At 68.7% G+C, this 12,232-nt stretch carries 12 protein-coding genes; 4 read left to right on the top strand and 8 right to left on the bottom strand.

The window, feature by feature from the left end; all coding sequences use genetic code 11:
* The first annotated feature begins 86 nt into the window (after nt 1-86).
* Nucleotides 87-491 (top strand): universal stress protein, encoded by a 405-nt coding sequence (locus C469_RS00125; RefSeq protein ID WP_008002713.1) that lies wholly within the window; start codon nt 87-89, stop codon nt 489-491.
* Between the two features lie 27 nt (nt 492-518).
* On the opposite strand, the gene C469_RS00120 is transcribed toward C469_RS00125, so the two are convergent.
* The 5 genes from C469_RS00120 to C469_RS00100 form a co-directional block, all read right to left on the bottom strand.
* The gene (locus C469_RS00120) at nt 519-1,736 is read right to left on the bottom strand and encodes an HD domain-containing protein (protein WP_008002712.1); all 1,218 of its coding nucleotides are present in this window, start codon (nt 1,734-1,736) and stop codon (nt 519-521) included.
* 12 nt (nt 1,737-1,748) lie between these two features.
* Entirely contained in the window at nt 1,749-2,306 is a 558-nt protein-coding gene (locus tag C469_RS00115) for a helix-turn-helix domain-containing protein (protein WP_008002711.1), read from the bottom strand.
* A 389-nt stretch (nt 2,307-2,695) separates the two neighbouring features.
* Nucleotides 2,696-4,006 (bottom strand): phosphoribosylamine--glycine ligase, encoded by a 1,311-nt coding sequence (locus C469_RS00110; protein ID WP_008002710.1) that lies wholly within the window; start codon nt 4,004-4,006, stop codon nt 2,696-2,698.
* Between the two features lie 94 nt (nt 4,007-4,100).
* Nucleotides 4,101-4,805 (bottom strand): DICT sensory domain-containing protein, encoded by a 705-nt coding sequence (locus tag C469_RS00105; RefSeq protein WP_008002709.1) that lies wholly within the window; start codon nt 4,803-4,805, stop codon nt 4,101-4,103.
* Nucleotides 4,802-5,134 carry a DUF7344 domain-containing protein gene (locus C469_RS00100; RefSeq protein WP_008002707.1) on the bottom strand — a complete coding sequence of 111 codons (333 nt, stop codon included), beginning with the start codon at nt 5,132-5,134 and terminating at the stop codon, nt 4,802-4,804. The genes C469_RS00105 and C469_RS00100 overlap by 4 nt, the downstream gene beginning before the upstream one ends.
* Nucleotides 5,135-5,500: 366 nt before the next feature.
* Between C469_RS00100 and C469_RS00095 the strand changes: the two genes are divergently transcribed.
* Nucleotides 5,501-5,839: a glutamyl-tRNA reductase gene (locus C469_RS00095; RefSeq protein ID WP_008002705.1), complete on the top strand. Its 339-nt coding sequence runs from the start codon at nt 5,501-5,503 to the stop codon at nt 5,837-5,839.
* 104 nt (nt 5,840-5,943) lie between these two features.
* On the opposite strand, the gene C469_RS00090 is transcribed toward C469_RS00095, so the two are convergent.
* Entirely contained in the window at nt 5,944-6,177 is a 234-nt protein-coding gene (locus C469_RS00090; RefSeq protein ID WP_008002703.1) for a DUF2249 domain-containing protein, read from the bottom strand.
* Between the two features lie 344 nt (nt 6,178-6,521).
* Between C469_RS00090 and katG the strand changes: the two genes are divergently transcribed.
* Nucleotides 6,522-8,732: a catalase/peroxidase HPI gene (gene katG, locus C469_RS00085; RefSeq protein ID WP_169330823.1), complete on the top strand. Its 2,211-nt coding sequence runs from the start codon at nt 6,522-6,524 to the stop codon at nt 8,730-8,732.
* Between the two features lie 440 nt (nt 8,733-9,172).
* Here the strand turns inward: katG and C469_RS00080 are convergent, their stop codons facing one another.
* Complete coding sequence (locus tag C469_RS00080) at nt 9,173-10,156, bottom strand: hypothetical protein (RefSeq protein ID WP_008002701.1); 984 nt, start codon at nt 10,154-10,156, stop codon at nt 9,173-9,175.
* A gap of 121 nt (nt 10,157-10,277) precedes the next feature.
* On the opposite strand from C469_RS00080, the gene C469_RS00075 reads away from it, so the two are divergent.
* Nucleotides 10,278-11,189 (top strand): HVO_0234 family beta-propeller protein, encoded by a 912-nt coding sequence (locus tag C469_RS00075; protein WP_008002700.1) that lies wholly within the window; start codon nt 10,278-10,280, stop codon nt 11,187-11,189.
* Between the two features lie 23 nt (nt 11,190-11,212).
* On the opposite strand, the gene C469_RS00070 is transcribed toward C469_RS00075, so the two are convergent.
* Nucleotides 11,213-12,163 carry an aminopeptidase gene (locus C469_RS00070; protein WP_008002699.1) on the bottom strand — a complete coding sequence of 317 codons (951 nt, stop codon included), beginning with the start codon at nt 12,161-12,163 and terminating at the stop codon, nt 11,213-11,215.
* Between the last annotated feature and the right edge of the window lie 69 nt (nt 12,164-12,232).

The raw sequence follows: 12,232 nt of genomic DNA, 5'->3' as shown, positions 1-12,232 counted from the left end.
CGGCCCGTCTCACCCGAAATACGGCGCGTTTCCGGACGCTGAGACGGCCGGCACGATTTATACGTCCAGTACTCGAACGGTTACCCATGTACGACGTACTCATCGGGATCGACAACGCGGACGACCGACGGGCGGTCGCGCAGGCGGAGGCGATCGCGGACCTGCCGGCGACGGACGGCTCGGTGACGGCCCACCTGTGTCACGTGTTTCAAGAGAACCCCGAGGGCGCCTCTGTCCACCAGATCTCGGCGGTGCGGCGCGCACGCGAGACGCTCGAAGACGCCGGGATCGACTGCGTCCACTACGAGGCGAGCGGCGACCCCGCCGACGAGCTGCTCGCGGCCGCGACCGACGTCGACGCGGACGCGATCTGCGTCTCCGGTCGAAAGCGGCGCCCGACCGGGAAGGCCGTCTTCGGGAGCGTGACCCAGGACGTGATTCTGGGGACCGACCGCCCGGTGTTCGCGGTGCCGGCGCCGAAAGACGAGTGAGCGACCGAGTGCGAGACGACTGAGCCGCTACGTCCGCGCGCCGACGCCGCGGAGCCCGAGCACGTCGCGCGCCGCCTCGCCGACCGCGTCGACGTGCTCGGCCGGGCAGTAGACGCCGAGCGTCCAGCGGCGGCGCTCGGCGCTTCGCAGCCCCGCCACCAGCTCGGAGGCGTCCTCCAGCCGCTGGGGGACGCCGTCGACGACGACGGTCGAGCCGGACTCTTTTAAACCCGGGCGGGAGGGAACGTCGACGACGACCGCCTCGCGGTCGATTCCGACCGCCTCGGCGATCTCGCGTTCGGCCGCGCGCTCCTCGGCGTGGCCGGCGTCGACGGTGCCCGCCGGCACGTCCGCCAACCCGACCCACACCGCCCGCTTGTAGAGGTCGCGGCGCTCGATGCGCTCGCCGAGCGCGGGGACCTCCTCGCGGAGCGCGACGAGGAGGTCGTGGTCGGCCATCCGGCGGAACGCGGTCACGTCGGTGTCGGTCCGGTCGAGGTAGCGCTCGCAGGCGCGCTCCAGCATCGCGCCGGCGACCCGCGAGACGTGGTGGCGGTAGACGACGGCGTTCATCAGCGACCGGGCGACGAGCAGGCTCTCGGCGGTCGGGACGTTCCCCTCCGCGAGCACCAGCGCGGCGTCCTCGGGGTCGGCCGAACCGGAGTCGCTCGCTCCGTTCCCGGCGAGCCGGAGCTCGTTGACGAGCCGGCCCGTGTCGACCGTGCCGTACGGGACGCCGGTGTGGTGGGCGTCGCGCACGAGGTAGTCCATCCGGTCCACGTCGAGCTCGCCCGACACGAGGGCGCCGAGGCCGCCCTCGCCCGCGATCAGCGAGGCGACGCGCTCCGGGTCGAGCCCGTTGCGTTCGAGGACCCGACAGGCCTCGCGGTCGGCGTCGGTCAGGAGCCACGCGATGTCGTCGTGGTCGCGGCCCGTCGCGCGCCGGATGATCCCCTCGGTCTGGTGACCGTAAGGGCCGTGTCCCACGTCGTGGAGGAGCGCTGCGGCGCGGACGTGGGCGGCGGTGTCGTCGTCGAGACCCAGCCCGTCTATCGCGCCGCGCGCGAGGTGGTAGACGCCGAGCGAGTGCTCGAAGCGGGTGTGGTTCGCGGAGGGATACACCAGTCGGACGGTGGACAGCTGTTTGATGTGGCGCAGCCGCTGGAAGGCGGGCGTGTCGACCAGCTCGGCCGCGAGGTCGCCGAGCCGGACGTGGCCGTGGACGCTGTCCTTGATCGCCTTCATCGTCTCACGCGCTCACTCGTCGACGATCTCGACGCCGAGCCGCTCTTCGAGCGCGCGGACGACGGAGCCGCCCACGTTGGCGGTCGCGGCCCGGCCGTCCTCGACCGCGAACAGGTCGTCCTCGTCGAGATCGAGCTCCGCCGCGAGCTCCTCGACGGTGAGCCCGGCGTCCTGCCGAGCCGCCGCCACGTCGTCGCCGTAGCCGGAGACGAGGTACGGGAGCCGGTCGGACTCGTAGTTCGTGCCGCCCTCCTCCCAGTGCTTTGAGTCGCCGGTCGCGGAGTCGTACATCTTCGCCTGCTTGCGGGCGAGTTCCTTCTTCCGGCTTTCCGGTTCGGTCTCGGTCGAGTCGGCGCCGGCGCCGCCGGGGCTGCCGCCCTGACTCCCGCCGCGACCGCCGTGACCGCTGGGCGCGTTGCCGGCGTCGTCGTGGGGACGACAGTCCGAGCAGACGAGGAGCTTCGCCCCGGCGACCGTGGCCCGCTGGAGGTCCGTGGTCTCGCGCCCGCAGAGCTCGCAGGCGTCGCCGTCGTCGCCGCCGCCGCCACCGCCCGTCGAGTACTTCGCCATACCGCGAGTAGTGGACCCCGACCGTTAAAAGGTCGTGGAGGGCGCGCGCCGAACGGGAGTTCGATCGGTATCGCTCGTGTCACAGTTTCTCTAGATGGCGTGATCGACTTTGAGAATGAGTATCGCAGATTGATGGTGGCAAGAGCGTATTTAAAAACACATGAGCGATCGCGACGATCGTTCATAAAGAACGATGCGGTGGCGTGCGCCTGCGAGCGCCCATCGGGCGCGAGCAGCCCGCACGAGGTCGCCGGCGCGTCGCGCCGACTGGGGCTTTGGAGGTGTTCACCGCAAAGTCACTAATCACTTATAAACAGCCGACAGCGACACCACTCGATCACTGATAAACACCAACCCAACCGAATTGAGACACATACTCCCGCTATCGATCAGGGTCCGAGGTAGCCCCACGCCTGCAGTCGGTCGCCGTCGCCGTCGACCCACCGCTCGCCGATGTCGTCGCGGTAGTACATGTTGGGCATCACGATGTCGTCGATCCGGTCGTACGCCTGCTCACGTGCGGCGTGCATCGTGTCGCCTTTGCCGGTCACGACGATGGGCATCCCGTTGTCGCCGGCGGCCCGCCACTGGCCGTCAATGTTCTTCGCGTCTTCGAGGTGGATTCCCTCGCGGCTCTCCGTCTCGAAGACCACGGCCGCGTTCCGCGAGTTCTCGTCGTACGTCTTCTCGTCGTCGAACGGGAACGGCGGTAGGACGACTCGAACGCCGATCTGGTAGCCGTTGTGCACCTCGACCTCGGGGTCGTTGCCGTGTGCGAGGTCGGAGAAGAACTCCCCGGTCGACGACTCGATGGACTCCTCCTGCAACGCGATCGTCGGGTACCCGAACCGCGGCGTGAACTCCAACGGGTAGATCCCGGTCTCGTTCACGATGCAGTTGATGTCGATGCTCCCGACGTACCCCTCGTCGGCGAGCCAGTCTTCGAGCTTCCCGAACGTCTCTGTGAACAGTTTGTTCTGCCTGGCCCAGAACATCGACGTCCCCATCTCGCCGGTCTGCGGACCGATGTTTCCCGGGAATAATTTCTTGTGCTCGAAGTTGAAATTGACCTGATCGATGAACTCGTTGCCGTTGAAGAACCCGCAGATGGCGATCTCGACGCCCTCGACTTTCCGCTGGAGTTGGAACCCCTTCATCCGGTGTCCCCAGGCCTTCTTGTAGGCGCGAAGGACCTCTACAACGTCGCTGCCGTCGTCCTCGTTCCCGACGTACAGCAGGCGCTTGACGTTCTGAACTTCCCCGAGCGGCTTGATGACGTACGGGGCGGGGTTCTCCCGCACGTGCCGGATGCCGGCGTCGAAGTCGTGGAAGATGTGGTGTTCGACGGTGTTGACGCCGTGCTCTTCGAGGATCTCCATCGCGTATCCCCGATCCTCTTCGAGGTGATCGGTGTTCGGCGTGCCACCGACGACGGCCTTCCCCTCCTCGCGGAGCTCCTGCGCGAGCGCCCCGGTCCCGATGTCCGACCCGACCCAGATGTCGTCGAAAATGATGACGTCGGCCCAGTCGACCTCCGCGCGCCAGTCGTCGGTCTTCGGGACGAAGCCGTCGCCGATCTCCCGGTCGCTCTCGGCCTCGATGTAGTACTTCACGTCGTGGCCCTCGCGGTGGACTTGCCACGCGAGGTCGGTGATCAGCGCGGCGTCCGCGGAGACGAACAGGAAGCGCTCGGTGTCCATGGCGGCACGTCTCGCGGCGGGAACTTGAGTGTGCGTGCCGGCCGCGATCCCCGACGGCCGGACTCGGCCCCTTCGAGATAACTCTCGAGCGGAATCAGACCGCCCGGAACGCCGTCGCGATGGCCTCGACGGTCGCCGGCTCGTTCGTCCAGAACCCGGTGTACTCGTCCGACCCCTCTTCGGCGACCAGGCCGCAGGCCTGCTCCCTCTCGGGCCCACCGTCGTACGCGAGTGCCCAGTAGGGCTCGAACGCCGCCGCCTCGTCGGCGTGGTAGGTGACCCCGGAAATCGGCGGCGGCGTCCAGTCTTCGACGCCGTACACGCGGATATCGAGGTCCGTCTCGGCGCCGAGAGCCCGGTAGACCTCCGTCTGTGAGCTGAACGCCGAGAGCCTTTGAAAGCTGACCCACAGGGTCCCTTCCCCGACGCGGAAGGCCCGATCTTCGATCTCGCGGCTGACCGCGAGGAGCTCCCGGCGAGTCATCCCGGAGAACACCGTTTGCTCGAAGATCTCGAAGAGCGCTCGATACCCCTCCGAGAACCCGTCTCGGTCGCCGGGTCGACGGATCGGCGGTTCGAGCAGCGCCTCGACCGCCTCGACTCCGATGACGCCGGCGACCTCACCGTCGGTCTCGATCTCGATGAACGGGCTCGGACCGCCCGCCGGAAGCGATCGCGACGAGACGGCGACGCCGCGGTCGGCGAGCCACCGTTCGAGGTCGAGTCGGCCACCGCTTCTGTAGACCGTGACTCGGTGTCGCCGCGCTCGACACTCGGCGAGGAGGGAGGCGAGCGTCACCCCAGTCCTTCGGGTCGCTCGGCCTCGACGCTCTGTTGAATGACGTGCGTGACTCGCGGATGGAGCGGTTCGAGCCGGACGGTGCCCGCGTTCGAGTCGTACGTTATCAGCCCCGTCTCGGCGAGTTGGGGCAGGTGGCTGTGCAGCAGTCGGAGGCGGAGCGCCGATCGGTCCTCCGTCTCGTACATCGTACCCGCGGTGGTGGCTTCCCAGCCGCTGAGTACGGACGCGAGCTCCTCGACGGTGGTCTCCTCGTGGTCGAGCAGATAGTAAAGCAGACGTCGGCGGTGGGACGAGGCGAGCGCTCGATAGAACCGGTCGTCAGCCAATCGCGGCGGTGGATCTCCCGCCGCCGCGTGGTGCTGTCGAGCAGGACCCTCCTCTGACCCTCCCATACACGGTAGTGTGTGACGATGGCACAAGTAATTATCTCCCGGTCCCTGCGGCGAGGGCACGAGACTCCCGGATACCGAACGTGGCGACCAAAGGCACTACTGCCCGACCACGACGGCTTCGACGGCCTCCCGGCCGCCGATGGATTCGTGGACAGACCGGGAGTCGGACATCACGTCGAGCGACCCCGTTCCGACAGAAAGCCCCTCCGAAAGGACAGGTTCGGGGGAGCCCCCGGCGCCCGCTTAGCCCCCGAATACGTTCGGGGGAACACGCACCCCGACGCCGACCGATGCGACGGTATGAGCACCGATCGAACCGGGACGGCCTCCGACCGGACCGAGACGGCCTCCGACCGGACCGAACCGCCCATCGATCCGGACCGGCTCCGGAGACGGCTCCGCCGCCGGAGTGCCGAGATAAGAGGACGCGAGCTTGAAGAGGCCGTTACGAGGCTCGAAGCGCGCGGCGACCTCACCGAGGAGCAGCGCGAGACCGTTCGGGAACTCGGGTCCGCCCTCGTCGGGGAACTGATCGGCGCCCCGGAACGAGCGCTGGAGCGGGCGGCCCAGACGGAAGGGACGGGGGCACGAGCGCGAGCACGAGCGATCCGTCGGCTCTACGACCTCGACGAGACGTAGCGTTCGGCTCGGCGAGACCCAGGACCCGGTCCGACGAGATGTAGAGTCTCTCGACGAGTCGTGTTCGAAACCGGAAAAAACGCCGATAATGCCTCTAAGCCGCCTCAAACCTCCGATTTCGAAAACTCTGCGACGAACTCGTCGGGCGCGTTCTGTCGCACCTCGTACGCCTCCTCGTCGAACGCGGGGACCTCGGCCGCCATCTCGTAGTACAGCGGCTTCGGCTCGTGGTCGTTGACGATGGTGAGCGTTTCGCCCGGGTCCATCCCGTCGAACTCCTCGTGGATCTTGTCGTGGCGGTTCACCGGGGGGATCTCGCGGACGTCGAGTTTCGGCATGCGATCGGAAGGTAGTCTCCTGACGGATTCCGTCTTGAGCCGAATACGTTCGGGTCGCGTATTCGCCGACCAATCGACGCCGCGCACTAGCGCTCGTCAGACCGGCTCCGCGGACCTCTCCGGTAGTAGATTTTTAAATATATAAACTATTCTTTGTGTTCTGAAAATAAAGTTATGTATATCTAATAGCACACGGGTAAGTGGCCAGATTTTTATTCGAGGTAGATGAAGTACCGATGACGCCGAATGCGTGACGACTCCACTTCCGAGACGGGCAGCGTCGACCCCGCCGCGCCGGTCCCTCTCGCGCCGGCGGCGGGCTCCGGCGCCTCCGTTTTCGACGGATGGAGTCCCCGTACAGACGCCTTCGGTGCGGTTGCGAACGACGACCCCGCGACACTTCCACAACAATGTCAAAAGACAACTCCGATTGGTGGCCGAACCAGCTGGACCTAGACGTCCTCGACGAGCACGCCGGAAATCCCGGTCCGCTCGAAGAGGAGTTCGATTACGCCGAGGCGTTCGAGGAGCTCGACCTCGACGCGGTGAAAGCGGACATCGAGGAGGTAATGACGACCTCGCAGGACTGGTGGCCGGCCGACTACGGCACCTACGGGCCCCTGTTCATCCGAATGGCGTGGCACAGCGCCGGCACGTATCGTACGCACGACGGCCGCGGCGGCGCGGCCGGCGGGCGACAGCGGCTCCCGCCGCTCAACAGCTGGCCGGACAACGTCAACCTCGACAAGGCGCGACGGCTGCTCTGGCCCGTCAAACAGAAGTACGGCCGCAAGCTCTCGTGGGCGGACCTGATCGTCCTCACCGGGAACGTCGCCCTCGAGTCGATGGGCTTCGAGACGTTCGGCTTCGCCGGCGGCCGCGAGGACGACTTCAAGCCCGACGACGCCGTCGACTGGGGTCCCGAAGACGAGTGGGAGTCGACCTCCGCCGAGCGCTTCGACGAAGAGGGGAGACTCGGCGAGGAGCTCGGCAACACGGTCATGGGCCTCATCTACGTGAACCCCGAGGGCCCGAACGGCGAACCCGACCTGGAGGGGTCCGCGGCGAACATCCGCGACACGTTCAGCCACATGGCGATGAACGACAAGGAGACGGTCGCGCTCATCGCCGGCGGTCACACCTTCGGCAAGGTCCACGGCGCCGACGACGGCGACAACCTCGGCCCGGAACCCGAGGACGCCCCGATCGACCTGCAGGGTCTCGGCTGGGACAACGAGTTCGGTGAGGGGAAGGGCCCCGACACGATCACCAGCGGGATCGAAGGGCCGTGGAACGCCACGCCGACCGTCTGGGACCTGAGCTACGTCAACAACCTGCTCAGCTACGAGTGGGAGCCGGAGAGAGGCCCCGGCGGCGCCTGGCAGTGGACCACGAAGAACGACGAGCTCGACGACGCCGCCCCCGGCGTGCAGGACCCATCCGACAAGGAGGACGTGATGATGCTCACGACGGACGTGGCGCTGAAACACGACGACGACTTCCGGGCGGTGTTAGAGGAGTTCCGCGACGACCCCGACGAGTTCCAGGAGTCGTTCGCGAAGGCGTGGTACAAGCTCATCCACCGCGACATGGGCCCGCCGGAGCGGTTCCTCGGCCCCGAGGTCCCCGAGGAGACGATGCTCTGGCAGGACCCGCTCCCGGAGGCCGACTACGACGTCGTCGTCGGCGAGGCGGAGATCGCCGAGCTCGAGGAGCTGATCGCCGAGTTCGACCTCTCGATCTCCGAGCGGGTCAAGACCGCGTGGGCGTCCGCGTCCACGTTCCGTCACAGCGACAAGCGCGGCGGCGCGAACGGCGCGCGGATTCGCCTCGAACCCCAGCGCAGCTGGGAGGTCAACGACCCCGAGGAGCTGGCGTCCGTGCTGGAGACCTACGAGGAGATCCAGGCCGAGTTCAACGGGCTGCGCGACGACGACACGCGGGTGTCGCTCGCCGACCTCATCGTCCTCGGCGGTAACCTCGCCGTCGAAGAGGCCGCCGCGGCCGCCGGCCACGACGTCGAGGTCCCGTTCGAGCCGGGACGCGTCGACGCCACGCCGGAGCAGACGGACGCGGAGTCCTTCGAGGCGCTCGAACCCGAGGTCGACGCCTTCCGCAACTACCTCGGCGAGGACCTGCCCCACGAGCCGGAACACGAGATGGTCGACAGGGCCGAACTGCTGAAGCTGACCGTGCCCGAGATGACGGTGCTCGTCGGCGGGATGCGCGTCCTCGACGCGAACTACGACGGCTCCGACCGCGGCGTGTTCACCGACGAGCCGGAGACGCTGACGAACGACTTCTTCGCGAACCTGCTCGACTTCGACCGCGACTGGGTGCCGGTCGACGACGACGAGGAGGTCTTCGAGCTCCGCGACCCCGAGACCGACGAGGTCGACTGGACGGCGACGCGGCTCGACCTGATATTCGGATCGAACTCCCGCCTCCGCGCCGTCGCAGAGGTCTACGGCGCTGCCGACGGCGAGGAGAAGTTCGTGCAGGACTTCGCCGACGCGTGGAGCAAGGTCATGACGCTCGACCGCTTCGACCTTTAAACGCGGGTCGCGGTTTTTGCGGGCGGCGTTTTTGAATCGTTAGCTGCCGGCTGTCGAGGGTATGGGCAGTTAGATCGCGATTTTCGTCCGTCGGTTCCTTATAAATGGTTCTCAACAGATCGACCGTGAACACCTCCAAAGCCCCAGCCGGTGAGGCGGACGCACGCTCGCTGCGCTCCTCGCTCAGTCACTACGTTCCTTCGCTGCGGTGCTTACGTCGCCTGCGCCCGCCTCACCGGCTGCCCCTTTGAGTCCCACCCAACCGCACCGCAGCCTCACGCCTCCCCAGCCTCGTCGGTCGCCCTTCGCGTTGCTCCGGGCGACCGACTCCCTCGCGCGGCGCTCCTCGCGCCCGTTGGGCGCTCGGAGGCACGCGCCGACCGCACACCGGTTTATAAATCACTTCTCAAAATCCCGAGTATCTGCCGTGCTATCCCGCCTCACCACGCCGGCGCGAGCAGCAGCGCGACCGTGGTCGAGATGAAGACGAGCTTCAGCGCGGTGTTGACGGCGATCACCTTCGTGCCGAACTCGGCGCCCCAGATCCCGTACTGGAAGGGGATCGAGCGCCGGAAGGTGGAGACCGCGAACGAGAGGATGCCGCCGATGAGCAGGCTCGCGACCGCGGTCCGAACGGTGAACGTCCCCTCGGCCGTGCCGGCGAGCGTCACCGCGCCGGCGGTCGTGTCGAGGGTGTAGACGGCGATCACGGGGACCGCGGCGCCGGGGAGGCCGAGGATCCCGGTGATCGGCTCGGCGACGCTCGTCAGGGCATCCACGTCGACGTTGGTGACGAGCCCGATCACGAGGGTGTAGACGACCGCGAGGCGCGGGACGATCCGGCGGAGCGTGGACCACGACTTCTCGCCGGCCTCGCGGACGCGCTCCCGGCTCGTGCGGTCGTCGGCGTCGGGACCGCTCGCGTCGACCGCCGCGAGCGCGGAGCGGTCCACGTTGCGCTCGGAGAGCAGGACGCCGCCCGCGAGCACCCCCGTGACGGTGATCGCCAGCGCGATCCCGGCGCGCGCGGAGACGTAGACGACCCCCGTCTCCACCCCGAGGATCGGGATCAACACGGGGATGTAGTAGGTGAACACGTGCTGGACGAACCCGAAGAACGTGTTGATGGTCACGGCGACCAGCGTCGCCCGGTCGTCGAGCAGGCCAGACTCGCGGTACTCGGCGAGCGTGGCGTAGCCCGCGGTCGTCGACGCCGCGGTCGTGAGGATCGCGGTGCCGACCTCGTCGGGGAGGTTCGCGGGCCGGGTGAGCCACCCGGCGAGCCCGGCGACGTACCGGATCAGCCCGAACGCGACCGCGACGTTGGCGGCGAAGACGCCGGCCGCGATGAACGCCGCGATGCGCGCGAGCCGGGGGGCCACCTCGGCGAGCAGCGCCACGATGTCGGCGGCGACCGATTGCACGACCGGGCCTTCGCGGTCGGCGACCTAATGGGCGTCGGAACGGGTGAGTCGATAGGGGGGCTCCGCGCCCTCCTCGCCGCGCCGCGCGGGGCTTATGAGACCCCCGGCCGAACCCCCGATAATGGCACCCGCCGAAGACGACATCTCGATCGAGGAGAAGCGCGTGTACGCCGGGACGGCGGGCCGCACCGACGCGTACGTCGCCACCGAGAGCGGCGTCGTCCGGGTGGCGCTCTCCGCCGACAAGGTCGGCGCGTTCGACATGGTCGCTCGCGACCCGGCCCGCGACGCGGCGGTCCTCCCCCGCGACGACGCCCCCGACCTCGTCGGGGTCGCGACGCCGGACGGGCTCCGGGCCGCGCCCGTCGGCGACGATCCCGAGTTCGAGCGCGTCGACGCGGCCCCCGTCGGGTCGGAGCCGCTCGCCGCGGTCGGCGTCCACGACGGCGCGTTCCTCGTCGCTCGCGAGGGCGGCGAGATCGACCGCGTCGAGGTCAGTGACGGGGATACCGATCCGACGGCGTCCTCGATCGGAGCCGCGTCGGACCCGCGCGCGATCGACGGTCCCCTCGTCGCCGCCGCGGACGGAGTCTATCAGGTTTCCGGGGGCGACAGTGCGAGTGCGACCCGCGCGCTCACCGCGGTCGGCCTCGACGACGCCCGCGACGTAGCGGGGTCCGGGATGCCCCTCGCGGCGACCGCCGCCGGCGTCTACTGGCTCGGTAACGGCTGGATGACGGCGCTGGAGGGCGACGCGACCGCGGTCGCCGCCGACGGCGACGGGCACGCGATGGCGGTCGTCGACGGCGAGCTGTTCGTCCACGAGCGCGACGGCGACGGGTGGGACGCGGAGACGTGGCGGCCCTCGGCGCTCCCGGTCGACGAGGAACCGATCGCGCTCGGCTACGGCCCCGGCGTGTCGGTCGCGGTCACCGACGCCGGCACGCTCTGCGTCGACGCCGGCGACGGCTGGCGCCACCAGGTCGTCGGCGTGCGAGGGGTCGCTGGGGTCGCGCTCGCGGTCGTTGAATGAGTCGTCGATCGCTCCGGCCGCCCCTACGCGCTCGGTAGTTCGATCTCTTCGCCGTCGGCGTAGACGGTGGGGTTCCGGAGGATCCCGTCGAGGTGGACCGGAGCGTCGGTCTCGCCGCCGATCCCGGCGTTGTCGCCGATCGCGATGTGGACCGTGCCGCCCGCCTTCTCGTCGAGGAGGACGGAGCCGACCAGCTCGTCGACGCCGACGTTGGTCCCGATCCCCAGCTCCGCGAGGTTGTAGGCGGCGTCGCCCACCGACTCCGCGGCGGTCTCGAGCTCCGCGCGGACCGCGTCGTCGCTGACCGACGTGACGAGCCCGTCCTCGACCTCGAACACCAGCTCTTTGCCCTTTCCGAGCAGGCCGTGAGGCATCATCGTCCCGTCGACGACGTAGGTGCCGGTCGCGGTCTCGGGCGCGACGAACACCTCGCCGGCGGGGAGGTTCGAGAAGTCGCCCGGCTCGTGTACCATCCCGGTGTCGGCGAGCCACTCGCGGTCGCCGATCCCGAACGCGATGTCGGTGCCCGCGGGCGAGGTCACCCGGACCTCGTCGGCGTCGGCGACCTGCGCGAGCACGTCGTCGCAGGCGGCGTCGATCGCGGCGTAGTCGGCGTCGAGCCCGGTGGTGAACACGTCGGGCGTGATCCCGGGGAGCGTCGCGCCGCGCGCCCCGGCGTCGCAGGCGGCTCCGCGAGCGCGCGTGTGACTCAGGCTCTTCGCCGTCGGCGCGAGGAAGACGTCGCTCTCGGCCATCGCCGCCGCGACCGGCGCGGGCGGCTCGGTCCCGTGCTGGTCGGCCGGCGGGTACCGGAGGATCGTCGCGTCATCGGTGACGGCGCTCGCGGCCTCGTAGAGCGCCTCGCCGATGCGTTCGCGCGTATCGTCCGTGACGACGACCACGGACTCCTCGGGCGCGACGCGCAGGCACTGCTCGACGGCGGTCTCGGCGGCTTCCGCGAGTTCGCTCGACATACTCGCCGATCCGCGACGCCGGGCGTTAGTCCTTCTCATCGGCGACGAATTTACTCCGTTTCGAAATCC

This window comes from Halorubrum lipolyticum DSM 21995 (assembly GCF_000337375.1).
Lineage (GTDB): Archaea > Halobacteriota > Halobacteria > Halobacteriales > Haloferacaceae > Halorubrum > Halorubrum lipolyticum.
This window is presented reverse-complemented; position numbering and strand designations above follow the sequence as displayed.

Bases quoted from the DNA above. Each gene is read 5' to 3' on its own strand.
- C469_RS00095 (WP_008002705.1), top strand. From the start codon at position 5,501: ATGAGCACCGATCGAACCGGGACGGCCTCCGACCGGACCGAGACGGCC.
- C469_RS00120 (WP_008002712.1), bottom strand. From the start codon at position 1,736: ATGAAGGCGATCAAGGACAGCGTCCACGGCCACGTCCGGCTCGGCGAC.
- C469_RS00115 (WP_008002711.1), bottom strand. From the start codon at position 2,306: ATGGCGAAGTACTCGACGGGCGGTGGCGGCGGCGGCGACGACGGCGAC.
- C469_RS00075 (WP_008002700.1), top strand. From the start codon at position 10,278: ATGGCACCCGCCGAAGACGACATCTCGATCGAGGAGAAGCGCGTGTAC.
- C469_RS00090 (WP_008002703.1), bottom strand. From the start codon at position 6,177: ATGCCGAAACTCGACGTCCGCGAGATCCCCCCGGTGAACCGCCACGAC.
- C469_RS00070 (WP_008002699.1), bottom strand. From the start codon at position 12,163: ATGTCGAGCGAACTCGCGGAAGCCGCCGAGACCGCCGTCGAGCAGTGC.
- katG (WP_169330823.1), top strand. From the start codon at position 6,522: ATGGAGTCCCCGTACAGACGCCTTCGGTGCGGTTGCGAACGACGACCC.
- C469_RS00110 (WP_008002710.1), bottom strand. From the start codon at position 4,006: ATGGACACCGAGCGCTTCCTGTTCGTCTCCGCGGACGCCGCGCTGATC.
- C469_RS00125 (WP_008002713.1), top strand. From the start codon at position 87: ATGTACGACGTACTCATCGGGATCGACAACGCGGACGACCGACGGGCG.